Source organism: Pseudomonas idahonensis (assembly GCF_037903935.1).
Taxonomy (GTDB): Bacteria; Pseudomonadota; Gammaproteobacteria; order Pseudomonadales; family Pseudomonadaceae; genus Aquipseudomonas; species Aquipseudomonas danubii.
In genome coordinates this window covers 4,498,071-4,523,336 of the sequence record NZ_CP149586.1, presented here as the reverse complement: position 1 = coordinate 4,523,336, position 25,266 = coordinate 4,498,071, and the positions used below count along the sequence as shown (strand labels likewise).

Genomic DNA, 25,266 nt, shown 5'->3' with positions numbered 1-25,266 from the left:
GCTCAAAATAGGCTTGGTCAGTTGTTCTGATCAGTGGCGGGCTTGAAAAAGCCCGCAATAGCCTTCATCTTGTGTTGCAAGCCTATCGGATTTGGATCGAACGAATGACTGACACCCGCAACGGCGAGGACAACGGCAAACTGCTTTATTGCTCCTTCTGTGGCAAAAGCCAGCATGAAGTACGCAAATTGATTGCCGGCCCCTCGGTCTTTATCTGCGACGAGTGCGTCGACTTGTGCAATGACATCATCCGTGAGGAGGTGCAGGAAGCACAGGCCGAGAGCAGCGCGCATAAACTGCCTTCGCCTAAAGAAATCAGCGGCATCCTTGATCAATATGTGATTGGTCAGGAACGTGCAAAAAAGGTTCTAGCTGTAGCGGTGTACAACCACTACAAGCGTCTGAATCAGCGTGACAAGAAAAGTGACGACGTCGAGCTTGGCAAGAGCAACATCTTGCTGATCGGCCCTACAGGTTCGGGTAAGACGCTGCTGGCGGAAACCCTGGCCCGTCTGTTGAATGTACCGTTCACGATCGCCGACGCAACCACCCTGACCGAAGCTGGTTATGTGGGTGAGGACGTCGAGAACATCATTCAGAAGTTGCTGCAGAAGTGCGATTACGACGTAGAAAAAGCTCAAATGGGCATCGTCTACATCGATGAAATCGATAAGATTTCCCGCAAGTCTGACAACCCTTCGATTACTCGGGATGTTTCCGGTGAAGGTGTTCAGCAAGCCCTGTTGAAGTTGATTGAAGGCACGGTTGCTTCCGTTCCGCCACAAGGTGGTCGCAAGCACCCGCAGCAGGAATTCCTGCAAGTCGATACTCGTAACATCCTGTTCATCTGTGGTGGCGCGTTCTCCGGGCTGGAAAAGGTTATTCAAAACCGCTCTACCCGTGGCGGCATTGGTTTCAATGCTGAAGTGCGTAGCAAGGAAGAGGGCAAGAAGGTTGGTGAGTCCCTGCGTGAAGTCGAGCCTGACGATTTGGTCAAGTTCGGTCTGATCCCGGAGTTCGTTGGCCGTCTGCCAGTCCTGGCGACCCTGGATGAGTTGGATGAAGCTGCATTGATTCAGATCCTCACTGAACCGAAGAATGCCTTGACCAAGCAGTACGCCAAGTTGTTCGAGATGGAAGGTGTTGATCTGGAGTTCCGCACTGACGCCTTGAAGTCAGTCGCCAAGCGCGCACTTGAACGCAAGACAGGTGCTCGTGGCCTGCGTTCGATTCTCGAAGGTGTTCTGCTCGACACTATGTACGAGATCCCCTCGCAATCCGAGGTGAGTAAAGTAGTGATCGATGAAAGCGTCATTGAAGGCAAGTCCCAGCCACTGTACATCTATGAAAACAGTGAGCCGACGGCCAAGGCGGCGCCAGACGCGTAAGCGTCGCGCTGTTGGATTGAAAGAAGGGGCCTTCGGGCCCCTTTGCTTTTAGCGTCTTAAAGTGCTGTCTTTAAGCTTGTTTTTTTTACAGGCAGCCCCCATCTTGGTTTCAAGCTTACTTCCATCTGTTTACGGCCGTACGGCCGCCGTAGAGGCGAAATCATGAAGACAACCATCGAATTGCCTCTCCTGCCATTGCGTGATGTTGTGGTTTATCCGCACATGGTTATCCCGCTGTTCGTGGGGCGCGAGAAGTCGATCGAAGCCCTCGAGGCAGCGATGACGGGCGACAAGCAGATTCTCTTGCTGGCACAGAGAAACCCTGCTGATGACGATCCCGGTGAAGATGCACTCTATCGCGTAGGTACCATTGCAACTGTCTTGCAGTTGCTCAAGTTGCCTGATGGCACCGTCAAGGTGTTGGTTGAAGGCGAGCAACGCGGCGCTGTCGAACGCTTCAGTGAAGTTGATGGTCATTGCCGTGCCGAAGTCTCCCTGATTGACGAAGTAGATGCTCCTGATCGTGAGTCAGAGGTGTTTGTTCGCAGTCTGCTGTCCCAGTTCGAGCAATATGTGCAACTGGGCAAGAAAGTTCCTGCCGAGGTGTTGTCCTCCCTCAACAGTATCGACGAGCCAAGCCGCCTGGTGGATACCATGGCCGCGCATATGGCGTTGAAGATCGAGCAGAAACAGGAAATCCTCGAGATCATTGATCTGTCTGCTCGGGTCGAGCACGTCCTGGCATTGCTGGACGCCGAGATCGACCTGCTGCAAGTTGAAAAGCGCATTCGTGGCCGCGTCAAAAAGCAAATGGAACGCAGCCAGCGCGAGTACTACCTGAATGAGCAGATGAAGGCCATTCAGAAGGAGCTGGGCGATGGTGACGAGGGGCACAATGAAATCGAAGAGCTGAAAAAGCGCATCGATGCCGCCGGTCTGCCAAAAGATGCGATGACCAAAGCTCAGGCCGAGCTCAACAAGCTCAAGCAGATGTCGCCGATGTCTGCCGAGGCTACGGTGGTTCGCTCCTATATTGATTGGCTGGTTCAAGTGCCTTGGAAGGCCCAGAGCAAGGTGCGTCTCGACCTGGCGCGTGCCGAGGATATTCTCGACGCCGATCACTATGGTTTGGAAGAGGTCAAAGAGCGGATTCTCGAATATCTCGCCGTACAAAAGCGCGTGAAGAAGATTCGTGGTCCGGTGTTGTGCCTCGTCGGTCCTCCTGGGGTAGGTAAGACCTCTCTTGCGGAGTCGATCGCCAATGCGACCAACCGTAAGTTTGTGCGTATGGCGCTGGGTGGCGTACGTGATGAAGCGGAAATCCGTGGACATCGTCGAACTTACATCGGTTCGATGCCAGGAAGATTGATTCAAAAGATGACAAAGGTTGGCGTTCGCAATCCGCTGTTCCTGCTCGACGAAATCGACAAGATGGGCAGTGATATGCGTGGTGATCCGGCGTCGGCGTTGCTGGAGGTTCTGGACCCTGAGCAGAACCACAACTTCAACGATCATTATCTGGAAGTTGATTACGACTTGTCCGATGTGATGTTCCTTTGCACCTCCAACTCGATGAATATTCCCCCAGCATTGCTGGATCGGATGGAGGTGATTCGTCTGCCTGGCTACACCGAGGACGAGAAGATCAACATCGCGGTCAAGTACCTGTCGCCCAAGCAGATTCAGGCCAATGGACTGAAGAAAGGCGAGCTGGAATTCGACCCCGATGCAATTCGCGACATCATCCGCTACTACACCCGCGAAGCCGGTGTGCGGGGCCTGGAGCGTCAGATCGCCAAGGTCTGCCGCAAGGCGGTGAAAGAGCATGCGATGGAAAAACGCTTCTCTGTTAAGGTCACTTCCGATCTGCTGGAACACTTCCTGGGCGTGCGTAAATTCCGCTACGGCCTGGCCGAGCAGCAGGATCAGATCGGCCAAGTGACCGGCCTGGCCTGGACTCAGGTAGGCGGTGAGTTGCTGACGATCGAAGCCGCTGTGGTTCCAGGCAAGGGTCAGTTGATCAAGACCGGCTCCCTGGGCGATGTCATGGTCGAGTCGATCACTGCCGCGCTGACCGTGGTACGCAGTCGTGCCAAGAGCCTGGGTATTCCCTTGGACTTCCACGAGAAGCGCGACACCCACATCCACATGCCGGAAGGGGCTACCCCTAAAGACGGCCCTAGCGCGGGCATAGGCATGTGCACGGCGTTGGTTTCGGCGCTGACCGGCATTCCGGTGCGGGCTGATGTAGCGATGACAGGGGAGATCACCCTGCGCGGTCAGGTATTGGCCATCGGCGGGCTGAAAGAGAAATTACTTGCAGCTCATCGGGGTGGAATCAAGACGGTGATCATTCCTGAAGAGAATGTTCGCGATTTGAAAGAAATTCCTGACAATATCAAGCAGGATCTGCAGATTAAACCAGTTAAATGGATTGACGAAGTCCTGCAAATTGCGCTGCAATACGCGCCGGAGCCCTTGCCGGATGTGGCTCCCGAGATAGTTGCAAAGGACGAAAAACGCGAGTCTGACTCTAAGGAAAGAATTAGCACGCATTAGTACGCATTAGCCTGGGGGGCTTCCTTGACAGCTTTTTAGAGCCCTTGTTATAAAGCGGCTCTTAAGTGTCTGTAGGCCATTCAGCACTCGTTTTTGCTTTCACCAAAAAACTTAGAATCATACTCATAGATATGTAAGGGGACTTAGAGTGAACAAGTCGGAACTGATTGATGCTATCGCTGCATCTGCTGATCTCCCGAAAGCTGCTGCTGGCCGTGCGCTGGACGCAGTAATCGAATCCGTTACTGGCGCTCTGAAGGCCGGTGACTCTGTTGTTCTGGTTGGTTTCGGTACTTTCTCCGTAACTGATCGTCCAGCTCGTATCGGTCGCAACCCACAGACCGGTAAGACTCTGGAAATCGCTGCTGCTAAAAAGCCAGGTTTCAAAGCCGGTAAAGCACTGAAAGAAGCCGTAAACTAAGTTTCTTCAGGGTCTTTGCCCATCCGGGTCGGGGTCATGCCTGATCTGGCAGCGGGGCGCCAGTAGGCCGGTGCATCACCGGCCAATGCCGAGGGTCGCAGGTTCAGCTCTCGTCCGCTCCGCCAGTTACGAGAAGGCGCATCCTCGGATGCGCCTTTCTTCTATCCGGACTCTACCCACACTCCACGGTTGCTTAAATTGAAGTACAGCCGTTTCTGGGGGACGCATGCTGCAGAATATCAGGGACAACTCACAAGGCTGGATTGCCAAAACCATCATCGGGGTCATCGTCGCATTGCTGGCGTTGACCGGTTTCGATGCCATTTTCCAGGCCACTACCCATAACCAGGACGCGGCCAAGGTCAACGGCGAGGAAATCACTCAGAACGAGTTGAGCCAGGCCGTCGACATGCAACGTCGTCAACTGATGCAACAGTTGGGCAAAGATTTCGATGCCTCCCTGCTGGATGAGAAGATGCTGCGCGAAGCCGCTTTGAAAGGGCTGATCGACCGCAAACTGTTGCTGCAAGGTGCACAGGATTCCAAGTTTGCCTTCTCCGAGGGCGCGCTGGATCAGGTGATCCTGCAAACGCCAGAATTCCAGGTTGAAGGCAAATTCAGCCCTGAGCGTTTCGATCAGGTGATTCGTCAGTTGGGCTACACCCGTCTGCAATTCCGCCAGATGCTGGCTCAGGAAATGCTGATCGGTCAGGTGCGTGCCGGTCTGGCGGGCAGTGGTTTCGTGACCGATGCTCAGGTACTGGCGTTCGCTCGTCTGGAAAAACAGACCCGAGATTTCGCTTCACTGAGCATCAAGGCTGATCCGGCAGCGATCAAGCTGACCGATGACGAGGTCAAGGCCTATTACGATCAGCACGCCAAGGAGTTCATGACTCCCGACCAAGTGGTGATTGATTACATCGAGCTGAAGAAGGCTGCCTTCTTTGATCAGGTCAGTGTCAAGGACGAGGACCTGCAGGCGCTGTATCAGAAGGAAATCGCCAACCTGTCCGAGCAACGTCGTGCCGCGCACATCCTGATCGAAGTCAACGACAAGGTGAACGAGGCTCAGGCCAAGGCCAAGGTCGAAGAGATCCAGGCGCGTCTGGCCAAAGGCGAAAGCTTCGAGGCACTGGCCAAGGAATTCTCCCAGGATCCAGGCTCGGCTAATAACGGTGGCGACTTGGGCTACGCCGGTCCAGGTGTTTATGACCCAACCTTCGAGAAGGCGCTGTATGCGCTGAATAAGGATCAGGTCTCGGCTCCGGTGCGTACGGACTTCGGTTTCCACCTGATCAAGCTGTTGGGCATCGAAGCACCGGAAGTGCCGAGCTTCGCCAGTCTCAAGGACAAGCTGACCCGCGACTTGAAAACTCAGCAGGTCGAGCAGCGTTTCGTCGAGGCGACCAAGCAGCTGGAGGACTCTTCGTTCGAGGCCTCCGATCTGGCACAACCGGCTCAGGAGCTGAAGCTGACTGTTCACACCTCCGCGCCATTCGGCCGTGACGGTGGCGACGGTATCGCTGCCAACCGTGCAGTGGTGCAAGCAGCGTTCAGTACCGAAGTCCTCGACGAGGGTTCCAACAGCACCGCCATCGAACTGGACCCGGAAACTGTCGTGGTGCTGCGAGCCAAAGAGCATCGCAAACCTGAGCAACTGCCTCTGGAAAGTGTCGCCAGTGCCATTCGCACGCAATTGGCCAAGGAGCACGCCAGTGCTGCGGCCAAGACCAAGGCTGAAGAGCTGATTGCCAGCTTGCGTGACGGCAAGACCGCGCTGAACAAGCCGGTTGATGGCCAGAACTGGAAAGTCGCACAAGCGGTGACCCGTGGTCAGGATGGTATCGATCCAACTGTTCTGCAGGCGTTGTTCCGCATGAGCAAGCCTGAGTCCAAGGACAAACCGACCTTCACTAGCGTGACCCTGCCTAACGGCAATTTGCTGGTGCTGCAGCTCAATGCCGTCAATGAAGCCGCTGCGCCGACCGAGGAAGAGAAGGCTCAATACCGTCGATTCCTGGCCTCGCGGGTAGGGCAGCAAGATTTTGCCGCCTACCGCAAGCAGCTGGAAAACCAGGCGGACATCAAGCGTTACTAATGCCTGAACCGCAGTGTTGAAAAGACCCCGGCCGCAATGCCGGGGTTTTTTTTGAGCTCGGATAAACCTCAGGTGCCGGTGGTGTGCCAGCGCTTGCGCGCATGCAGATAGGCCGCCTGATCGTTGTAGCCCAGCTGTAGCGCAATCTGCGTCCGGGATTCGCCTTGCAATTCCAGATGCATTTCCAGCTCGGCGCGGGTCTGGTCCAGCAACTGGCGAAAACTCAGCCCCTGTTCCGCGAGACGTCGCCGCAGCGTGCGTGGGGTTTGATGCAGATGGGCACAAAGGCTTTCCAGGGTTACGGGATGGCCCGCCGCCAGGGCCTGACGACAGGCCCTGGCCACCTTGGCTGCCCAACCGCTCAGCCGTTGGTGCAGGGCCACCCGTCGATCCAGCTCTTCGCTCAACAGGTCGAGCATGCCGGCGTGGCGGGTCTGCAGTGGCAGTTGCAGGCTGTGCGGGTCGAAGTAGAAACGGTTGGCCCGGCAATCGAATTCGATACGGTCGCCAAACCAATGCTGGTATTGCGCGTGATAGTCGGGACGCGAATGGCTGAAGCAGGCCAGCACGGGCCGAACCGCAAGACCAGTACCACGCCGCAGTTGAGTGATGGACATGACTCCATAGTGTTCGATCAGGTAGCGGCTCAACTCCGCCGAGGTGTCGATATGGATTTCAACACCAGAACCTCGGGCATCCGTCACCCGTTGCACGCGATCGGTGTCCGAGCCCAACGGCGCATAGCGAACCCAGAATGCCATGGACGCGGCAACATCCGGGCAGTAGAGGCTGGCGTGGGCAATAACGTGCCAGTCCTGGGGCGTGAAGCGTTCGAACAGTTTGAGGCCTATGGCCGGCTCCAACGCCGCCGCCGCGCGCCATAGCTGTTCCAGGTGCAGCAGGTTGTAGTCCTGGTGCGTGGCGGCGCTCTGGTCATTGAGGAAGCGTTGCAAGACTTCACCGAGGCGTCCTCGATGAAAGCGCGGGGCCGCTCGGTTGGCCGGATCTCGCTGGATTCTGTCCATTTCGCGCATAGAGAGGGCTGCCTTGCTGATCTCTAATGGTCGGGCGTTGCCCATAAGGATAAGAGCGAGAATGCCATGAACCACGATCTGATGACCAACAACCCCCTGTTGATCGTTTCGGCGATCTTTGTGTTTTTCATCCTCCTGGAAATAGCTTGTTCAGCCTTTCGCCAACCCCGTGGCCAGCGCCGCGACGTGCTGATCGAGGCGGTGGGCTCAAGCCTGTTGCTCGGCGTGACCTTTCCCCTGGTGATGTGGGCCAGCGGTGCGCTCATGGGCCTGGCACTGCCACAAGCCAAGGGCATGCTGGCGGATACGCCCTGGGTGCTTGGTCTGCTGTTGTTCCTGATCTTCGATGACATGACCCAATACTGGTGGCACCGCCTGACCCATCGTCTCCCCGCGCTGTATGCCCTGCACCGGGCTCACCATTCAGCGCCCTACATGAGCATTCGCATCGTTTATCGCAACAACAGCTTCTATTACCTGCTGATGCCCGGAATCTGGTTCTCCGGGGTGCTGATCTACCTGGGGCTGGCGCCGGTCTATTACGGTTACCTGATTCTCAAGATGACGGTGATCTTCGCCGCACACAGCAGCGTGGCCTGGGACGACAAGCTGTACCGCATCGGTTTTCTCCGGCCACTGATGTGGCTGGTGGAGCGAGTCTTTTCAACGCCTTCGACCCATTCGGCTCACCATGGCCTGAGCGCCGAGGATGGAGTGACCCACTACAAGGGCAACTTCGGTAACTTGCTGTTCCTCTGGGATGTGCTGTTTGGCACCGCGAAGATCACCCGCCGCCGGCCCGTTACCTTCGGTATCGAGCACTTGGCGCCGGTGAGCTGGAAGGAGGAGCTGTTCTGGCCGTTGGTACGCAGTCGCAAAGCCCGATCCGCTGCGCACGCAAAAGTGGATACTGCTTTGCAGACTGGCGCTTCGGCTGAAGGCTAGCGACCTGGCAGGCTCCGTTGCCGCGGGAACGCCCGGTTGCCAAGGCTTGGGTCGAGGATCAGCGTCTGACTGGAAAGCCCTGGTGCCGGGCGTTCACCGCCACCACCAGGCTGATCAGCAACAGCGCGGCGATCACCCAGGGGAAGATCGCCACTCCCGGCCCTTGCAGCAGCAAGGCGCCACCCAGGCCGCCACCGGCGATCGCCAGGTTCCATAGGGTGACCAGCATCGACTGCGCGGTATCAGCGTGCTCGCCTGCGGCCTTGGCCAGTGCGGTTTGCAGCAGGGTGGCCATGCCGCCGAAGGACAGCCCCCAGATAGCGGTCGCCCCATAGATCGCCACTGGCCAGTCACCCAGCAGCCCCAGCATCAGGGTCGAGCCGATGAACAGCAGGCAACTGACCAGCACCAGTTGACGCAGCCAGCGATCGATCAGCAGGCCCACCAGCCAGATGCTCAACAATGCAGCCAGGCCAAACACCAGCAACACCCGCTCGATCTGCTCACCAAGCCCGACCGGCTGAAGAAAGGGCGCGATGTAGGTGTAGAGAATGTTGTGTCCCAGCACATAGGCAAAAGTCACCAACAGCACTGGTCGGATCCCCGGCAAGGCCAGGACTCGAGCCAGCGACAAGCGCTTCTGTGCGCGCAGCCCCGGGAAGTCCGGCACCTGAACCAGTACCCAGCCAATTAGCCCCAGGGTCAGCAAGGTCATGACAGCAAAGCTCATGCGCCAGCCCACCAGGTTGCCCAGCCAGGTTCCAGCGGGCATTCCCACCGACAGAGCCACCGGCGCGCCGAGCATGGCCAGCGTGATTGCCCGTCCTTGCAAGTGGGGCGCCACCATACGGCTGGCATACCCGGCCAGCAAGGCCCAGAGCAGGCCGGCGAAGACTCCGGCGAAAAAGCGTGCCACCAGAATCAGGCTGTAGTCACTGGAGAGGGCGGTAACACTGTTGACCAGGGCAAAGCCGGCGATGGCCAGCAACAGTAAGGGGCGCCGCCGCCAGCCCTGGGTGAGGATGATCAGCGGGATGGCGGCCAGTAGCGAACCCAGGGCATAGAAGGTCACCAGTTGGCCAATCAGTGCAGGTGAGACGCCAAGGTTGGCACTCATTTGTGGCAGCAGCCCGGCCGGCAGGGTCTCGGTCATCAGGGTAATGAAACCGGCGCTGGCGAGAGCCAGCAGGCCGCCGACAGGCAGGCGTTCGCGGGTCTCGGCGGGTGCTTGTAGCAGTTCACAGGCATTGGCGGAGTTGCTCATGGTCGGGCACCGTTGTGCAGGGGCAGAAATGAAGCTCACAGGGTAGGGTTCTGTGCATGGCGGAAAAATAGGCTAAGGTTCCGAACTTATCGGACACAGAAGTCCTTAATCGGAGGAGGCAGAATGGACTGGCTGGGCAGTATTCCGGTGTTCATGCAGGTGGCCGAGACACGTAGCTTTACCGAAGCGGGGCGGCTATTGGGAGTGTCCTCTTCAGCCGTGGGCAAGAGCATCGCGCGGCTTGAGGAGCGTCTGGAGACGCGCCTGTTCCATCGCACCACCCGCAGTATCAGCCTGACCGCCGAGGGGGCCGGGTTCCTCGAGCGCTGCCGCCGGATAGCTACCGAAGCGGAGGCTGCGGAGTTCCAGCTGTGCGATTCCGCCAGTGCGCCTGTAGGTAAGTTGCGGATCAGTGCGCCCCAAGTTCATGGGCTGTTGATGCCGGTACTGGCGGAGTTCATGCAGCTCTATCCACAGATCGAACTGGACGTGGACCTTTCCGATCGCATGGTGGACGTGGTGGAGGAGGGGTTTGACCTGGTAGTGCGCACGGGCAATCCCAAGGACTCCCGGCTCCTGGCCCGACAATTGGGGCGCTTTCATATGGTGCTGGTGGGCAGTCCCGGCTATTTCAAGCAGCGCGGCCTGCCGCAATGCCCCCAGCAACTGCGCGAGCACGCCTGCCTGCGGCACACCTTTCACCACACCGGCAAACTTGAGCCGTGGCCGTTCAAGCCCCAGGCCCACTTACCGGAACCGCTGCTGCCGACCCGCTTGACCAGCAGCTCCATCGAGGCTGTGGAACACGCTGCCCGCAGCGGTTTGGGTATCGCCTGTTTGCCGGATTTCATGGTGCAGGCGGCGGTTCGCCGGGGAGCGTTGCAGACAGTGCTCGACGAGTACCTGGAACACAGCGGCACGTTCTGGGTGCTGTGGCCATCGAGCCGGCATGCAGCGGCCAAGCTGAGGGTGTTGATCGAGCACTTGAGCGAGCGACTTTTTCCGGCAAACAACGGTCAGTAAACTTGTGTGAAATTTAAGACACCAATTACCTGCGCGGTGTGGCATTGATCTGTTGCACAATACGCGCCGGAGCGTTTTCCTCAGGATTTTCGATGTTTAGATCATTTCATCTGCGCGCCGCAGCCGCGGCATTGCTGCTGTCCGCTGTCGCCGGTTGTTCGACGCACAAGACCGCCATCTACGAGCATGAAAGCTTCGATGATTCCGGCACTTTTTCGCGCAATTACCCGGTCAGCGATACCGCTTCCTGTGAAGCCGCACGCCGGGCTCTGCTGAGCCAGGGCTACATCATCACCAGCAACGACCCGAAGCTGGTCAGTGGCCACAAGAGCTTCCAGCAGACCGGTGAGACCCATCTGGAGATCAGCTTCAATGTGGTCTGTGCCCAGGATGGCAGCGGCGACCAACGTTCGACGGTGTTTGCCAACGCCTTGCAGGACCGTTATGCACTCAAGAAGGTGAACAACTCGGCGAGCCTGGGCGTCGGAGTGCTGGGTTCGGTGTCGATGCCGATCGGTTCCACCGACGATTCCATGGTCAAGGTGGCCAGTGAGACGGTCTCGTCCGCCAAGTTCTATGAGCGCTACTTCGCTCTGGTCGAGCTGTTTTTGCCCCAGGAAGTGAAGAAGGCTGCACATATCGAAGAGAAGCCCAAGGCTGATCTGGGGGTTCCTGAAAACAAGCCCGAGGCGGAACCCAAGCCTGAGTCCAAGCCACAGAACCCAGTGATCGAGCCGAGTGCTGTGGTCGCGCCGCTGGTGCCCGCCAATGAGCCTGAGCCAACGCTCTCCCAGCCCGTGGCTCCACCAGCGGAAGTCGCGCCGATTGTGCCGGCTGCCAGCAGCGAGCTGGCGCCTGCCAATCAAGCCGTCACTGCGCCCCCCGCCAGCAGTCTGCCGCCGCCGACCGAGCCGATTCCCGCTCTGCCGGGCAGCGGGCACTGATCGGTTCTAGGGTGCTCGGGCCGACTCTTTAAAGTCGGCCCGATGTTTACATCGCGCTCGCCTTCGACTGCAATCATTGCCGTTGCATAGGTATCCACCGCTTAAATTTCTCACGGGCTGTTACGTTTTAACGACATAAATCTTGACCGGGGGGGTAGTATTTTTTCTGTCATCCCGGCACTTTATGCTGGTCCCGACAGTCATTAGGCACAGGGTTATTCAATCAACGGAAAAGGAGTCCGCCATGGACGAATACCAAGAGGAACTGCTGGAGTATCAAGCTTTCGAGCTCGATCCCCTGGAACCAGCAGAAGACGCCACCGAGCTGTAACGCCGGTGGCGTTTTTTTTTAGCCGAATTGTCGGTGGCTGCGCCGGAATTCCCCCGGGGTCTGCCCGTTCCAACGCTTGAAAGCCCGTTGAAATGCCTCGGCTGAGGCAAAGCCCAACAGATAGGCGATCTCGCCGAATGCCAGTTCGGTATCGCGGATATAGGTCATGGCCAGGTCGCGGCGAGTGTCGTTGAGAATCGCTCGAAACTGCGTCCCTTCTTCCGCCAGCTTGCGCCGCAGGGTCCAGGTCGGCAGCTTCAGGCGCATCGCCACTTCTTCCAGGTCCGGCTCACGGCCACCGTTGAGCAGAGGGCCCAACAGCTGAATGATGCGTTCGCGCAGGCTGCGGGTCCGGGTCAACTGTTCCAGTTCTCTTTCACATAGCTGCACCAGATGCCGCCAGGTGCTGGGGCAATGCTCCGGATTGCGCAGGGCCAGGTTGGCCTGGCTCAAGCGCAGCTGGTTCTGTTCAGCACCGAACTGGATGGGCGTTGGGCCGAGCAGGGCATAGGCGTCGTGATAGTCCGGGCGCTCGAACTCGATGTCGATCTGCTCGGCATGAATGGCCTGGCCGCAAAGGCTCGACAGCTGCTGAAGCCAGCCGGACATGATCGAGTCCACGACGAAACGGTTGTAGGCGTTGTAGGGGCTGATGGAGTAAAAGCGCAGCCAGGCACCCTTGGCGTCTTCGTGAAAGCTCGACTGGCCGCGATAGTTGGAGCCGTACAAGGCCTCGAAACGGGTCAGGCAGCGAGCTGCTTCGCGCACGGTAGGGGCTTGCGCGGCAGTCACCCCAGCAAGGCCCATCTGGCTCAGGCGACTCAGGCGCCCCATGCGCAGACCCAGTGCCGGGTCACCGGTCAGCTGGATCGCCCCGTGGCCCAGGCGCATGTAGCGGGGGATCGACAAGCGTGCCCCGGCTTCCCCCAGCCTGGCGGCGTCCAGTGCGTATTGTTCCAGCAACGGTGTCGGGTCCAGCCCATGACTGCGTACCGCGTCCACCAGGCTGTGGACGAACCCCACCGAGAGGTCTCCCAGGCGCATCGGCGGCGTCTTCATCGACTACAACCAGATGTTCAGCAAGCGAGCACCCCGGGTGCCCTCGTCGGCAAAGGTCTGGCCATTGCTGTTGATAAAGCTCTGGCCGCTGCTGCGCTGGTCCCAGAACTGGCCACGCAGGAACACGCTGACCCCGGCACTGGCCAGGCTGCTGGGCGGGCGGGCAGTGAGGGTCAGGCGATGCCAGGCCTCGCCTTCGCTGGCTTCCTCGGGCTTGAGGCTGACTTCACTGGGGGTGGCGATGCTCTTGTAACCGCGCCAGGGTTTGTCCCAGCCGTCGCGGCCCATGACAAAGGCCGGAACTGCCACCAATTGAGTGCTCTGCTCATTGAGCTTGCGATAGTTTTCCGGGTACCAGCTGTCGCTGCCGATCAGTACGCCGAGCCGTCCGGCGGGGGTATCGATCACCCGTAGCGCTGTATCGGTATCGCCCTTTAGGTAGCCGCTTTCGGCATAGGTCGGATAGATCTGCCGCTGGGGCTGGCCCATGGGCAGGCCATCGCTGCCGAACACCAGGCTGCTGTTGTACAGGGCGCCGCTGCCAATCTGCAGGGTGCCCTGACTGACACTGGGCTCCGGCAGAATGATGGTGCCGGCCACCAGGGTCACCTGGAACTCCTTGGCCAGGCCGCCGAACAGCCACTGATAGTCCTTGGCCATTTTCTTCGCCTTCATGCGCAGATACGCATCGTCCAGGCGACTGTCGCCCCTGGCGCTGATCAGCGCCTTGAGAAACGGCAAGGGGTTGCTCACGGCCAGCCAGTTCATCGCTTCTTTCAAGGAGGCGGCCTGGTACAGCTCGTTCTTTTCACCACTGACCATCAGCCAGGTGCCGATATGCTCCGGTAGCACGACGATGGTCTTGGCGTTGACCAGGCCTTTGTCAGTGGCTTGCTGCAAGTAGGCCGCCAGCTTGCGATGCAGGCGTTCGATGTTCTGGTAGTCGGTGGGGAACAGTTCAGGCTGAATCGCCAGCAGGTTGCCATGATCGGCTGGCACGCCTTGATCCACCGCGAGCTGGATGCGCAGGTCCGACAGGTAGTGCGCCTCTGGACGGTCGCGAGTCCAGATTGCGTAGCGGGTGGCGGCTGCAAGCAGGGCCAGAGTGAGGATGATGTAGAGAAGTTTGCGCATGGGGAAACAGTCAGCGGCCGTGTGCAGGAGTCGTCGACTAGGGTAGGGCCCGGGCCGACGCTTGCCAAGGGGCGCTGTGCGTTTGGATCAATAAGTTGTCAGTTACGGTCATTGAGCACCGGGTACTGTGCTCTTAGTCTGTGGAGCACTACCGATGGAAGACGCAGAGCTTCCACATTTTCCGTGATTGCCCGATCTGGAGTGACACCATGGCTGCCGCACCTTACCCGCACTTGCTGGCCCCCCTCGACCTGGGGTTCACCACCCTGCGCAACCGTACCCTGATGGGGTCCATGCACACCGGTCTGGAAGAGAAGCCCGGCGGTTTCGAGCGCATGGCGGCGTATTTTGCCGAGCGTGCCCGCGGCGGCGTAGGCCTGATGGTCACCGGCGGTATCGGTCCCAACGACGAGGGCGGGGTGTATTCCGGCGCCGCCAAGCTGACCACCGAGGAAGAGGCCCTCAAGCACCAGATCGTCACTCGTGCGGTGCACGAGGCGGGTGGCAAGATCTGCATGCAGATTCTCCACGCCGGGCGTTATGCCTACAGCCCCAAGCAGGTCGCCCCCAGCGCGATCCAGGCGCCGATCAACCCGTTCAAGCCCAAGGAGCTGGACGAGGAAGGCATCGAGAAGCAGATCCGCGACTTCGTCACCTGCTCGACCCTGGCCCAGAAAGCCGAGTACGACGGCGTCGAAATCATGGGCTCGGAAGGTTATTTCATTAACCAGTTCCTGGCAGCCCACACCAACCACCGTACCGACCGCTGGGGTGGCAGCTATGAAAACCGCATGCGCCTGCCGGTGGAAATCGTTCGCCGGGTGCGTGAGGCGGTCGGTCCGAACTTCATCATCATCTTCCGCCTGTCGATGCTCGACCTGGTGGAAGGCGGCAGCACCTGGGAAGAAATCGTGCAGCTGGCCCAGGCCATCGAACAGGCCGGCGCCACCCTCATCAATACCGGGATCGGCTGGCACGAAGCACGAATTCCCACCATCGCCACCAAGGTGCCTCGCGCCGCATTCAGCAAAGTCACGGCCAAGCTGCGCGGTTCGGTGAGCATTCCGCTGATCACCACCAACCGCATCAACACCCCGGAAATCGCTGAGCAGATCCTCGCCGAGGGCGATGCGGACATGGTTTCCATGGCTCGGCCGTTCCTCGCCGATCCAGACTTCGTCAATAAAGCCGCCGCCGGTCGCGCCGACGAGATCAACACCTGCATCGGCTGTAACCAGGCGTGCCTGGACCATACCTTCGGCGGCAAGCTCACCAGTTGCCTGGTCAACCCCCGTGCCTGCCACGAGACCGAGCTGAACTACCTGCCGGTCACGCAGGTCAAGAAGATTGCCGTAGTGGGGGCCGGCCCCGCGGGCCTGTCCGCCGCGACCGTGGCCGCTGAACGTGGCCATCAGGTGACCCTGTTCGACTCCGCCAGCGAGATCGGTGGCCAGTTCAACATCGCCAAGCGGGTGCCGGGCAAGGAGGAGTTCTATGAAACCCTGCGTTATTTCAAGCGCAAGCTGCAGACCAGCCATGTCGAGCTGTGCCTGAACACCCGGGTGGATGTGGAGCAACTGGTGGCCGGCGGTTTTGACGAAATCATCCTGGCCACCGGTATCGCCCCGCGTGTGCCGGCGATTCCCGGGGTGGAGCATTCCAAGGTCCTGAGCTACCTGGACGTGCTGCTCGAGCGCAAGCCGGTCGGCAAGAGCGTGGCAGTGATCGGTGCCGGTGGCATTGGCTTCGACGTCTCCGAGTTCCTGGTGCACCAGGGCGTGGCCACCAGCCAGGACCGTGAAGCGTTCTGGAAGGAATGGGGCATCGACACCCAGCTCGAAGCCCGTGGCGGCGTAGCGGGAATCAAGGCTGAGCCCCATGCACCGGCCCGCCAAGTGTTCCTGCTGCAGCGCAAGAAAACCAAGGTCGGCGACGGCCTGGGCAAGACCACCGGCTGGATTCACCGCACCGGGTTGAAGAACAAGCAGGTACAGATGCTCAACAGTGTCGAATACCTGAAGATCGACGACGCCGGCCTGCATATCCGTATTGGCGAGGCAGGAGAACCCCAGGTGCTGCCGGTCGACAACATTGTCATCTGCGCCGGTCAGGACCCGCTGCGTGAGCTGCAGGACGGCCTGCTGGCCGCAGGGCAGAATGTGCACTTGATCGGCGGCGCCGATGTGGCCGCGGAGCTCGACGCCAAGCGTGCCATCAATCAGGGCTCGCGCCTGGCGGCACAGCTGTAACGGCGTCAGCGACACGCAGCGGGCAAAGAGGCGCACTGGTAGACTGCGCCTCTTTGCATGTTGAACCTGACGCCGATGTCCTTTCCCGATTCCTTCGATTGGCTGCCCCAGGCACCGCTGCAACGGCTGGACCTGGACTGGCTGTCTCAAGCCGGGGTCGAGGTGGCGGTGCTGCGCCTGGACCTGATCGATCCGCTGATCAGCGGCAACAAGTGGTTCAAGCTGACCGAACACCTGGCAACCGCACGTCAGTGTGGTGCCGCCGGCATCATCAGCCTGGGCGGTGCCCATTCCAATCATCTGCACGCCCTGGCCGCTGCCGGTCGGCGTTTTGCCTTCCCCACGGTCGGGCTGTTGCGCGGCCATCCACAAGACACCCCGACCGTGCGCGACCTGCAGCGTTTCGGCATGCAGGTGCACTGGCTGGGTTACGCCGGTTACCGGGAGCGCCATGCCCCCGGTTTCTGGGCGCCTTGGCAGGCGCAGTACCCCGAGCTGTATCCGGTGCCCGAAGGGGGTGGTGGCCTGGCGGGGGCTTCAGGCTGCCGGCCGTTGCTACAACAGGTGCAGCAACAGTTACCGGCCTTGGGCTGGAGCGACTATCACGGTTGGTGGCTGGCCGTCGGTACTGGCACCACCCTGGCTGGGCTGGTGCTGGCGGAGGCTGGCGCGCATCCGGTGTATGGCGCACTGGCGGTGCCTGCGGATCACGGGGTGGCGCAGCAGGTTGCGGATATTTTGCAGGAGGCCGGGCTGAACAATGGCCGTTATGAGCTGCTGGACAGCAGTCGTGGCGGTTTTGCCAAGGTCGACGCAGAGCTGCGGGAGTTCATCCAACTGAGTGAGCGATACAGCGGCTTGCCATTGGAACCGCTGTACACCGGCAAGGCCCTGCTGGCCTTGCAGGCGCAGGTCCTGGCCGGGCGCTTTGCCGCGGGTAGCCGGTTGATCTTCGTGCATACCGGCGGCTTGCAAGGCCGCCGTGGATTCGCCGATCAGGCCTGATCCGCTTTGCGCCACATGCGTTGCAGGGTGTTATCGCGCATCACGTAGTGGTGATAGAGCCCGGCCAGGGCATGCAGTCCGATCAGCCAGTAACCCAGGCTACCCAGCAGTTCGTGCCAGCCCTGAAGTTGTTTGGCCAGGTTTTTGTCCTCTGCCACCAGCAGCGGCAGATCGAAACCGTAGAACATCACTTGATGCCCCTTGGCGCTGGTGGTCAGCCAACCGAGCAGCGGCATGGCGATCATGAACAGGTAGAGCGCCCAGTGCATGAGCGTCGCCAGCAGCCGTTGCCACTGGGGCGGGTTGGGCACGATCTTCGGTGCTACGCCCTGGGTGCGCGCGAACAGCCGCAGCCAGACCAGCACCAACACCGTCAGACCGAGCATGAAGTGGGCTTCGACAATCAGCGTGCGAGCGCCGCTGCCCTTGGGAAAGATGCCGCGAAATTCGATACAGGCGTAAACCACCGCCAATAGCACCAGCATCAACCAGTGCAGGGTGATCGTCATGCTGCTGTAGCGAGACTCAGTGTTTTTCCAGGGCATACGGGACATCCTCGGTCATCAGGTCTGAAGCCTCCGTTCTTGCATGACGGAGTGCTGTAACTGAAATCCGCTATCCGAGGGTTTGCCTGAGTCGACAGGGGCTTTTATCGCCCTTGCCAGGGCCCTGGCGGGGCAATGCCCGATAAAAAACGGCGGTGCCAGGAGCGCCGCCGTTTAGTTGTGGAGCTGGGGCCTGATCAGTGGCTCTGGGGCATCTCTCCTCGGGCCAGGCGCTGGTTGATGTCGGCGATGACCTGAGGCAGATCGGCAATGGTGTCGATCATGTAGTGCGGGCGCGAAGCCTCGAACAGTTTATGGATGCGCTTGCGCTCGCTGGCCAGGGTGTCGCTGGCCAGGGCTCGGAAGCCGTCATAGCTCAGGCCCAGGGCGTTGCCCGAGCAGATCAGGGCCACGGTCCACATGCCGGCGCGACGGCCTTCGAGAATCCCTGGCACGGTGTCGTCGATCTTCACGCAGGCGGCAACATCATCGATGCCCAGGGCGATCACATTGGCCAGGGCCTGGGCCGGCCAGGGGCGACCGTTGGGCACTTCGTCGGTGGCCACTACATGGTCGGCGACGTAGCCGTTGCTGGCGGCCAGGGCCACCACCTTGTCCATTACCTGCTTGGGGTAACCGGAGCAGGAACCGATCTTGATGCCTTGCTCGCGCAGCTTGGCAATCACTTCCAGGGCGCCGGGAATCAGTGCCGAATGCTCGGCGATTTTCTCGATCTGCAATGGCATGAAGCGCTCGTAGATGGCTGTGACGTCGGCATCGGTGGGCGTACGGCCGAAGACTTTGCGGTAGCGCTCGGCCACCTCCGGCAGGTCGCACAGGGTGCGGATATGGTCCCACTTACCCATGCCCATGGGGCCGCGGGCTTCTTCGATAGATACCTGCACATCGAATTCGGCAAAGGCTTCGACAAAGATCTGCGTCGGAGCGAAGGAGCCGAAGTCCACCACGGTGCCGGCCCAGTCGAGGATCGCCGCTTGCAGCTGAGAAGGGTTGCTGTAGTTCATGGTTTCAATGCCTGTGTAGGAGCGAGCTTGCTCGCGAAAAAAGGTTCGGGATCGCATCGCCTGTTTCGCGAGCAAGCTCGCTCCTGCAGGCACGGCGGGGAGTCAGATGTTCTGGACTTCCATTTCCTGCAGTACCTCGGCGATGGCGGCGACGGCGGCCTGCATGCCACGGCGGTCGACGTGACCGATGCAGCCCACGCGGAAGGTTTCGACTTGGGTCAGCTTGCCCGGGTAGAGGATGTAGCCCTTGGCCTTGACCCGTTCATAGAAATCCTTGAACTGGTAACGCGGGTCTTGCGGGGCATGGAAGGTGACGATGATCGGCGCCTGGATCGCTTCCGGCAGAAAGCTGCGCAAGCCCAAGTTCCCCATGCCTTCCAGCAGTGTCCGACAGTTGTCGGCGTAGCGCGCATGGCGTGCCGGCAGGCCGCCTTCCTCGTTGTACTGCAGCAGGGCTTCATGTAACGCAGCAACCACGTGGGTCGGCGGGGTGAAGCGCCACTGGCCGGTCTTGGCCATGTAGCTGTGCTGGTCGTGCAAGTCCATGGCCAGGGAATGGGCGTTGCCCGCAGCCTGGGCCAGGGACTCCTTGCGGGCGAAGACAAAACCCATGCCGGGCACGCCTTCCAGGCATTTGCCGGAGGCGGCGATCAATGCGTCGAAGGGGATTTCCCGGGCATCGATGGGCAGGGCGCCAAAGGAGCTCATGGCGTCGATGATCAGGCGTTTGCCGTGGCGGGCCACCACCTGGGCGATCTCCGGCAGCGGGTTGAGGATACCGGTGCTGGTTTCGCAGTGGATCAGGGCCACGTGGCTGATGCGGTGGTCGGCCTGGAGCAGGCGCTCGACGTCGGCGGCGGTGGTGGGTTCGTCCTCGGCGGTTTCAAAGGTGCTGAAGTCGCGGCCGAGCACTTCGCAGATTTTCGCCAGGCGCTTGCCGTAGGCACCGTTGATCAGCACCAGGACCTTGCCGTTGCGGGGCACCAGGGTGCCGATGGCGGCTTCCACGGCGAAGGTTCCGCTGCCTTGCAGAGGGACGCAGTGGTGGCTGTCGGCGCCGTGGACGATGGCCAGCAGTTGCTGGCACAGGCTGGCTGTCAGTTGGTTGAAGCGGTCATCCCATGAACCCCAGTCCACCAGCATCGCCTGGCGGGTGCGGGCGGATGTGGTCAGGGGCCCGGGGGTAAGCAGGATTGGCTCGGCGATGCTCATGCTGTGTCCTCGAAAGTGATGGGATGAAGCTACGGGGACTAAATTGCAGTTTGCCTTGTCATCAATCAAATTGTTTGTTGTTATGCCAGCCATCAGTGAGGCCGATAGCTATGAACCTGTTTCAACTCCGCGCATTCGACGCCGTGGCCCGTGAAGGCAGCTTCACCCGGGCCGCCGGGCGGCTGTTTATCAGCCAGCCGGCGGTGACCGGGCATATCAAGGCCCTGGAAGAGCATTACCAGATCACCCTGCTGCGGCGCACTGCGCGCCGGGTGGAGCTGACCGAGGAAGGCATCAAGCTGGCGGCCATCACCCGGGCCATGTTCGGCCTGGCCGAAGAGGCCCAGGCCATGCTCGAGGCCAACCGGCAATTGCTGACCGGGCGCCTGGAAGTGGCGGCGGACGGCCCGCACATGGTGATGCCGATGCTGGCCAGCCTGCGGGCGAAGTATCCGGGGGTGACGGTCAACCTGCGCCTGGGCAATGCCCAGGAAACCCTGGCGGCGCTGCTGTCGGAACACGCCGACGTGGCGGTGCTGACCGAAGTCGAGCCGCGCAAGGGCCTGCACCTGCAAAGCCTGGGTGAGTCGCGGATGTGTGCCCTGGTGCCCCAGGGGCATCCCTGGCTGGAGCTGTCTGAAGGCATTGCCATCGAACAACTGGATCAGGTGATCATGGTGCTGCGCGAACCCAGTTCCATCACCCGGCGCACCTTCGATGAGGCTTGCGTGTTGGCCAGGGTCCAGCCCCGCGTGCTGCTGGAACTGGACAGCCGCGAGGCGGTGACCGAAGCGGTGGCGGCGCAGTTGGGGGTCGGGATCGTCAGTTCAGTGGAAGTGGGGCACGACCCGCGGGTGTGCACGGTGCCGATTCGTGGTGCTGGCCTGATCAACCGGCACATGCTCGGTTGCATGGAACGGCGCCGTGACCTGCGCCTGATCCAGGCGTTTTTCGCCCTGGCTCCTTGACCGCCCTGTAGGAGCTGGCTTGCCAGCGAAGAGGCCCGAGGGATCGCTTTCGCCGGCAAGCCGGCGCCTACGGAGCGGTGGGGGAGGCCAGGCTTTCGCGTACCAGGTCGAGAAAGGTCGCGACGATCCGCCGTGAACTCTGCTCGCGCAGGCACACCAGGGTTTCGGTCATGCGCCGCTGACAGTCGATGATCGGCAGGGCGCAGACCCGGGAGTCGGCGCCGAACTCCGCGGCCGAGACCACCCCCACGCCAATCCCCACCACTACCGCCTCCCGCGCCGCTTCCCGGCCCTCCACCTGGATGGTCGGGCGTATCCGCAGGCCGGCCCGATTCATTTCCTCTTCCAGGGTCTGCCGGGTTACCGAGCCGACTTCCCGCAGCACCAGGGGCGTGTCATCCAGGTCGGCCAGGCAGATGGACTGGCGATCGGCCCAGGGATGATTGCGCGAGACAAAGGCCACCATCGGGTCGTTGCGCAGGGTCAAGGACAGCAGGCGCTCGTCGTCCACCTCGCGTCCCAGCAGAGCCAGGTCGGCCTGGTAGTTGAACAGGCGCAGCAGGGATTCGTCGGTGTTGCCGGTCTCGATCTTCACATTGATCCCGGGGTACAGCTCGCAGAACCGGGCGATCTGCGGCAGCACATGCACCGGGGCATCCACCGCCAGTACCAGGCTGCCGGTCTGCAAGGCCTGGGAATCCTGCAACAGTTCCTTGGCTTCGGCCTCCACCACGAACAGGCGCTGAGTGATGGCCAACAGGCGTTCTCCCAGATCCGTGAGGCGTACCGAGCGCTTGTTGCGATGGAACAGGATGACGCCGAAGCGCTCTTCGAGCTTGCGCACCTGATCGGAAATCGCCGGCTGGGTGAGGAACAGGCGTTCGGCGGCCTTGGTGAAGTTGCCGTGCACGGCCACCGCATGAAAGGCCTTCAACTGTGCGTGGGAAACCGACATGGGCAGATCCTCTTAAAAGCTGGGCTTATATTTGAAATACGATAAATCGATTTCACTTATTAGTTGGTAATTGCTTCCATCTTTCAAGGCCGGGTGACCCGTCAGTCGACCCGTACCCGGCCCTGATGCCTGTGCGTGCACCCCCAAGTCCCGAAACAGGGAAAGCAACAGGACTCATCTGACCAGCAGTGCCTGCCTCAAGGGCTCTGCTGCAGTGCTCAACAATAAAAAACACAGGCGTTTGCTCCTCATTCTGCCGGCACACTCACCCTGAGGTCAGAACCACAATGAATAAGCACAACGGCACCATCAAACGTTGGCGCGTGCAGATTTTCGCCATCACCTGGATCGCCTACGCGGCGTTCTACTTCACCCGCAAAGCCTTTTCCGTCGCCAAACTGGGGATCGCCGACGATCCCGACTTCACCCTCGACAAGATGGCCATGGCCAACCTCGACGCCATCTACCTGGCGGCCTACGCCGTGGGCCAGTTCACCTGGGGAATCTTCGCCGACCGTTTCGGCCCGCGGGTGGTAGTGCTGGGCGGCCTGCTGATCTCCGCGGCCGCGGCCCTGGTCATGGGCAGCTTCGCCACCTTGCCGGTGTTCGCCACGTGCATGCTGATCCAGGGCCTGGCGCAGTCCACCGGCTGGTCCGGGCTGTGCAAGAACATGGGCAGTTTCTTTCCTGCCCGGGAGCGTGGCCGGGTCCTGGGGCTATGGAGTTCCTGCTACGCCTTTGGCGGGCTGGTGGCGTCGCCCTTTGCCGGCTGGTGGGCCTATACCCTGATCGGCACCTGGCATGCGGCGTTCATCTCCAGTGCCGTGGTGGTGGGGCTGACGGCGGTGCTGTTTTTTATCTTCCAGCGCAACACCCCGCAGGATGTGGGTTTGCCGGCGGTGGAGCCATTGGCGCCACAGAGTGCCGAGGAGGAGGCCGCCGAGCGCCGCCTGAGTGTCTGGGAGCCGTTGCGGGAGATCCTGCGCAATCGCACGGTGCTGGTTCTCGGCCTGTCGTACTTCCTGCTCAAACCGGCGCGCTACGCGATTCTGCTGTGGGGACCGGTGATCGTTTATGAGCAGATGCCGTCGGTGGGCAAGGTGGGGGCGGCGATCGTGCCCACCACCTTCGAGCTGGCCGGGCTGCTGGGGCCGATCATGATCGGCCTGGCCTCGGACAAGCTGTTCGGTGCCCGGCGCATGCCGGCCTGTGTCCTCAGCCTCTTGGCGCTGACGGTGTCCCTGGCGCTGTTCATGGGGGCGCTGCACACCGGCAGCGTGCTGCTGGTGATGCTGCTGCTGTTTTTCATGGGGCTGACCCTGTACGGGCCGGACTCGATGATCAGCGGCGCGGCGGCCATTGATTTCGGTTCGGCCAAGGCCGGGGCCACGGCGGCAGGCTTCGTCAATGGCTGTGGCTCGGTGGGGGCGGTACTGGGGGGCTTGTTGCCGGGCTATTTCGACACGGTGACGGTGTTCATCGTGTTTGCCGGGTGTGCCCTGGTCTCGGCGCTGTTGCTCATGCCGTTCTGGAACAGCCGACCCCATGGGGGCGAGCCGGTGCGCGGGCTCGTTCCCAATGGACCGTTGTTGATCAAGCCGTTGCGTTCCTGACTTTTCTGCCCCTTCGCCGGCAAGCCGGCTCCTACGAAGTGTTGTAGGCGCTGGCTTGCCAGCGCACCCACTTGCCGTTTTTTTCCTGGAGACTTACCCATGCGACCTTTCTGGCTGGAACAGGCCCTGCAACAGGAAACCCTGGCCCCCTGTCCGCCTCTGCAAGGCGATACCACCTGCGAGGTGGCCATTGTCGGCGGCGGCTACACCGGTTTGTGGACAGCCATCATGCTCAAGGAGCAGAACCCCGGGCTGGATGTGCTGCTGATCGAGGCGGATATCTGCGGCGCCGGTGCCAGCGGGCGCAATGGCGGCTGTGCGCTGTCCTGGTCGGCCAAGTACTTCACCCTGGAGCGTCTGTTCGGTATCGAGGAGGCGGTGCGCCTGGTCAAGGAGTCGGAGCGCAGCATCCATGCCATCGGCGCATTCTGCGAGCGCTATGGAGTGGAGGCTCACTATCGCCTCGACGGTACCTTGTACACCGCCACCAACCAGGCCCAGGTCGGCTCCACCGACGGGGTGATCGCGGCCCTGGAACGCCGGGGCATCAATTCCTTCGAGAAGCGTCCCTTGGCCGATGTGCAGCGCATGGCCGGTTCCAGCCAGCACCTGGAAGGCTGGTACTCGCCGGCCGCCGCCAGTGTGCAGCCGGGGTTGCTGGTGCGTGGCTTGCGCCGGGTGGCCTTGCAATTGGGGGTCAGAATCCATGAGCACAGCGCCATGACCGGATTGGAAGAAGGGCGCCCGGCGCTGTTGCGCACCCCTTTGGGACAGATCCGTGCCCAGCGCGTGGTGTTGGCGATGAACGCCTGGATGGCCCGGGCCTTCCCGCAGTTCGAACGCAGTGTGGCGATTGTTTCCAGTGACATGCTGATCACCGAGCCGCGTCCGCAGTTGCTGCAGCAGATCGGCTTGACCAGCGGGGTGACGGTGCTGGATTCGCGGATCTTCGTGCACTACTACCACAACACCCCGGACGGCCGGATCATGCTCGGCAAGGGCGGCAACACCTTTGCCTACGGTGGACGCATGCTGCCGGTATTCGACCAGCCATCGCCCTATGCCGGTTTGTTGCACAAGAGCCTGGGGCAGTTCTTCCCGGCCTTTGCCGAGGTGCCGGTGGCTGCGACCTGGAACGGTCCGTCGGATCGCTCGGTCACCGGGTTGCCGTTCTTCGGCCAGATGAGCCGCGCTGGCAATCTCTTCTATGGGTTCGGCTATTCCGGCAGCGGCGTGGGCCCCTGTCATATGGGAGGGCAGATCCTCGCTTCCCTGGTCCAGGGCCTGGACAATCCCTGGACCCGTTCGCCCCTGGTCAACGGTCCCTTGGGTTACTTCCCCCCGGAGCCGATCCGCTACCTGGGCTCGCTCATGGTGCGCAACGCCATTCGCCGCAAGGAGCGGGCCGAGGATCATGGGCGTCGGCCGCGGCATCTGGATGTGCGTCTGGCGCGTTTCGCTGCGGCCGCCGGCAAGGCCGACAAGGGCTGAAGC

At 60.9% G+C, this 25,266-nt stretch carries 20 protein-coding genes; 12 read left to right on the top strand and 8 right to left on the bottom strand.

The window, feature by feature from the left end; translation table 11 throughout:
- The first annotated feature begins 104 nt into the window (after nucleotides 1-104).
- The 4 genes from clpX (at nucleotide 105) to WIN67_RS20350 (ending at nucleotide 6,466) form a co-directional block, all read left to right on the top strand.
- On the top strand, nucleotides 105-1,388 hold the full coding sequence (gene clpX / locus WIN67_RS20365) for an ATP-dependent Clp protease ATP-binding subunit ClpX (RefSeq protein ID WP_102864651.1): 1,284 nt from the start codon (nucleotides 105-107) through the stop codon (nucleotides 1,386-1,388).
- A 162-nt stretch (nucleotides 1,389-1,550) separates the two neighbouring features.
- Entirely contained in the window at nucleotides 1,551-3,947 is a 2,397-nt protein-coding gene (gene lon / locus WIN67_RS20360) for an endopeptidase La (protein WP_102864652.1), read from the top strand.
- 148 nt (nucleotides 3,948-4,095) lie between these two features.
- The gene (locus tag WIN67_RS20355; RefSeq protein ID WP_011062271.1) at nucleotides 4,096-4,368 is read left to right on the top strand and encodes an HU family DNA-binding protein; all 273 of its coding nucleotides are present in this window, start codon (nucleotides 4,096-4,098) and stop codon (nucleotides 4,366-4,368) included.
- Nucleotides 4,369-4,594: 226 nt separating this feature from the next.
- Nucleotides 4,595-6,466 (top strand): SurA N-terminal domain-containing protein, encoded by a 1,872-nt coding sequence (locus WIN67_RS20350; protein WP_102864653.1) that lies wholly within the window; start codon nucleotides 4,595-4,597, stop codon nucleotides 6,464-6,466.
- Nucleotides 6,467-6,534: 68 nt separating this feature from the next.
- On the opposite strand, the gene WIN67_RS20345 is transcribed toward WIN67_RS20350, so the two are convergent.
- The gene (locus WIN67_RS20345; protein ID WP_265073471.1) at nucleotides 6,535-7,500 is read right to left on the bottom strand and encodes an AraC family transcriptional regulator ligand-binding domain-containing protein; all 966 of its coding nucleotides are present in this window, start codon (nucleotides 7,498-7,500) and stop codon (nucleotides 6,535-6,537) included.
- 66 nt (nucleotides 7,501-7,566) lie between these two features.
- Between WIN67_RS20345 and WIN67_RS20340 the strand changes: the two genes are divergently transcribed.
- Nucleotides 7,567-8,445, top strand: a complete 879-nt coding sequence (locus tag WIN67_RS20340; protein ID WP_102864655.1) for a sterol desaturase family protein — start codon at nucleotides 7,567-7,569, stop codon at nucleotides 8,443-8,445.
- Between the two features lie 58 nt (nucleotides 8,446-8,503).
- Here the strand turns inward: WIN67_RS20340 and WIN67_RS20335 are convergent, their stop codons facing one another.
- Nucleotides 8,504-9,709 carry an MFS transporter gene (locus tag WIN67_RS20335; RefSeq protein ID WP_110652859.1) on the bottom strand — a complete coding sequence of 402 codons (1,206 nt, stop codon included), beginning with the start codon at nucleotides 9,707-9,709 and terminating at the stop codon, nucleotides 8,504-8,506.
- Nucleotides 9,710-9,832: 123 nt separating this feature from the next.
- On the opposite strand from WIN67_RS20335, the gene WIN67_RS20330 reads away from it, so the two are divergent.
- Both WIN67_RS20330 and WIN67_RS20325 read left to right on the top strand, forming a co-directional pair.
- Nucleotides 9,833-10,732, top strand: coding sequence for a LysR family transcriptional regulator (locus tag WIN67_RS20330; protein WP_306396349.1), 900 nt, complete (start codon nucleotides 9,833-9,835; stop codon nucleotides 10,730-10,732).
- A gap of 92 nt (nucleotides 10,733-10,824) precedes the next feature.
- Nucleotides 10,825-11,676: a DUF2242 domain-containing protein gene (locus WIN67_RS20325; RefSeq protein ID WP_339069955.1), complete on the top strand. Its 852-nt coding sequence runs from the start codon at nucleotides 10,825-10,827 to the stop codon at nucleotides 11,674-11,676.
- Between the two features lie 349 nt (nucleotides 11,677-12,025).
- On the opposite strand, the gene WIN67_RS20320 is transcribed toward WIN67_RS20325, so the two are convergent.
- On the bottom strand, nucleotides 12,026-13,066 hold the full coding sequence (locus tag WIN67_RS20320; protein WP_339069954.1) for an AraC family transcriptional regulator: 1,041 nt from the start codon (nucleotides 13,064-13,066) through the stop codon (nucleotides 12,026-12,028).
- A 3-nt stretch (nucleotides 13,067-13,069) separates the two neighbouring features.
- On the bottom strand, nucleotides 13,070-14,200 hold the full coding sequence (locus WIN67_RS20315; RefSeq protein ID WP_170003378.1) for a carbon-nitrogen hydrolase family protein: 1,131 nt from the start codon (nucleotides 14,198-14,200) through the stop codon (nucleotides 13,070-13,072).
- A 209-nt stretch (nucleotides 14,201-14,409) separates the two neighbouring features.
- Here WIN67_RS20315 and WIN67_RS20310 point away from each other — a divergent pair, with 209 nt between their 5' ends.
- Both WIN67_RS20310 and WIN67_RS20305 read left to right on the top strand, forming a co-directional pair.
- The gene (locus tag WIN67_RS20310; RefSeq protein ID WP_339069953.1) at nucleotides 14,410-16,449 is read left to right on the top strand and encodes an NADPH-dependent 2,4-dienoyl-CoA reductase; all 2,040 of its coding nucleotides are present in this window, start codon (nucleotides 14,410-14,412) and stop codon (nucleotides 16,447-16,449) included.
- A 75-nt stretch (nucleotides 16,450-16,524) separates the two neighbouring features.
- Nucleotides 16,525-17,454: a 1-aminocyclopropane-1-carboxylate deaminase/D-cysteine desulfhydrase gene (locus tag WIN67_RS20305; protein ID WP_339071730.1), complete on the top strand. Its 930-nt coding sequence runs from the start codon at nucleotides 16,525-16,527 to the stop codon at nucleotides 17,452-17,454.
- On the opposite strand, the gene WIN67_RS20300 is transcribed toward WIN67_RS20305, so the two are convergent.
- The 3 genes from WIN67_RS20300 to WIN67_RS20290 form a co-directional block, all read right to left on the bottom strand.
- Nucleotides 17,445-17,999 carry a cytochrome b gene (locus WIN67_RS20300; protein WP_170003382.1) on the bottom strand — a complete coding sequence of 185 codons (555 nt, stop codon included), beginning with the start codon at nucleotides 17,997-17,999 and terminating at the stop codon, nucleotides 17,445-17,447. The genes WIN67_RS20305 and WIN67_RS20300 overlap by 10 nt on opposite strands.
- 197 nt (nucleotides 18,000-18,196) lie before the next feature.
- Complete coding sequence (gene phnX / locus WIN67_RS20295; RefSeq protein WP_110652855.1) at nucleotides 18,197-19,024, bottom strand: phosphonoacetaldehyde hydrolase; 828 nt, start codon at nucleotides 19,022-19,024, stop codon at nucleotides 18,197-18,199.
- 102 nt (nucleotides 19,025-19,126) lie between these two features.
- Nucleotides 19,127-20,236 (bottom strand): 2-aminoethylphosphonate--pyruvate transaminase, encoded by a 1,110-nt coding sequence (locus WIN67_RS20290; RefSeq protein ID WP_339069952.1) that lies wholly within the window; start codon nucleotides 20,234-20,236, stop codon nucleotides 19,127-19,129.
- A 110-nt stretch (nucleotides 20,237-20,346) separates the two neighbouring features.
- Here WIN67_RS20290 and WIN67_RS20285 point away from each other — a divergent pair, with 110 nt between their 5' ends.
- Entirely contained in the window at nucleotides 20,347-21,204 is an 858-nt protein-coding gene (locus tag WIN67_RS20285; RefSeq protein WP_102881824.1) for a LysR substrate-binding domain-containing protein, read from the top strand.
- 67 nt (nucleotides 21,205-21,271) lie between these two features.
- Here WIN67_RS20285 and WIN67_RS20280 read toward each other — a convergent pair whose 3' ends face one another.
- Nucleotides 21,272-22,159, bottom strand: a complete 888-nt coding sequence (locus WIN67_RS20280; protein ID WP_102864667.1) for a LysR substrate-binding domain-containing protein — start codon at nucleotides 22,157-22,159, stop codon at nucleotides 21,272-21,274.
- A gap of 188 nt (nucleotides 22,160-22,347) precedes the next feature.
- Between WIN67_RS20280 and WIN67_RS20275 the strand changes: the two genes are divergently transcribed.
- Both WIN67_RS20275 and WIN67_RS20270 read left to right on the top strand, forming a co-directional pair.
- Nucleotides 22,348-23,772, top strand: coding sequence for an MFS transporter (locus WIN67_RS20275; protein ID WP_265073462.1), 1,425 nt, complete (start codon nucleotides 22,348-22,350; stop codon nucleotides 23,770-23,772).
- A 99-nt stretch (nucleotides 23,773-23,871) separates the two neighbouring features.
- On the top strand, nucleotides 23,872-25,263 hold the full coding sequence (locus WIN67_RS20270) for an FAD-dependent oxidoreductase (RefSeq protein ID WP_306382999.1): 1,392 nt from the start codon (nucleotides 23,872-23,874) through the stop codon (nucleotides 25,261-25,263).
- Nucleotides 25,264-25,266 lie beyond the last annotated feature (3 nt).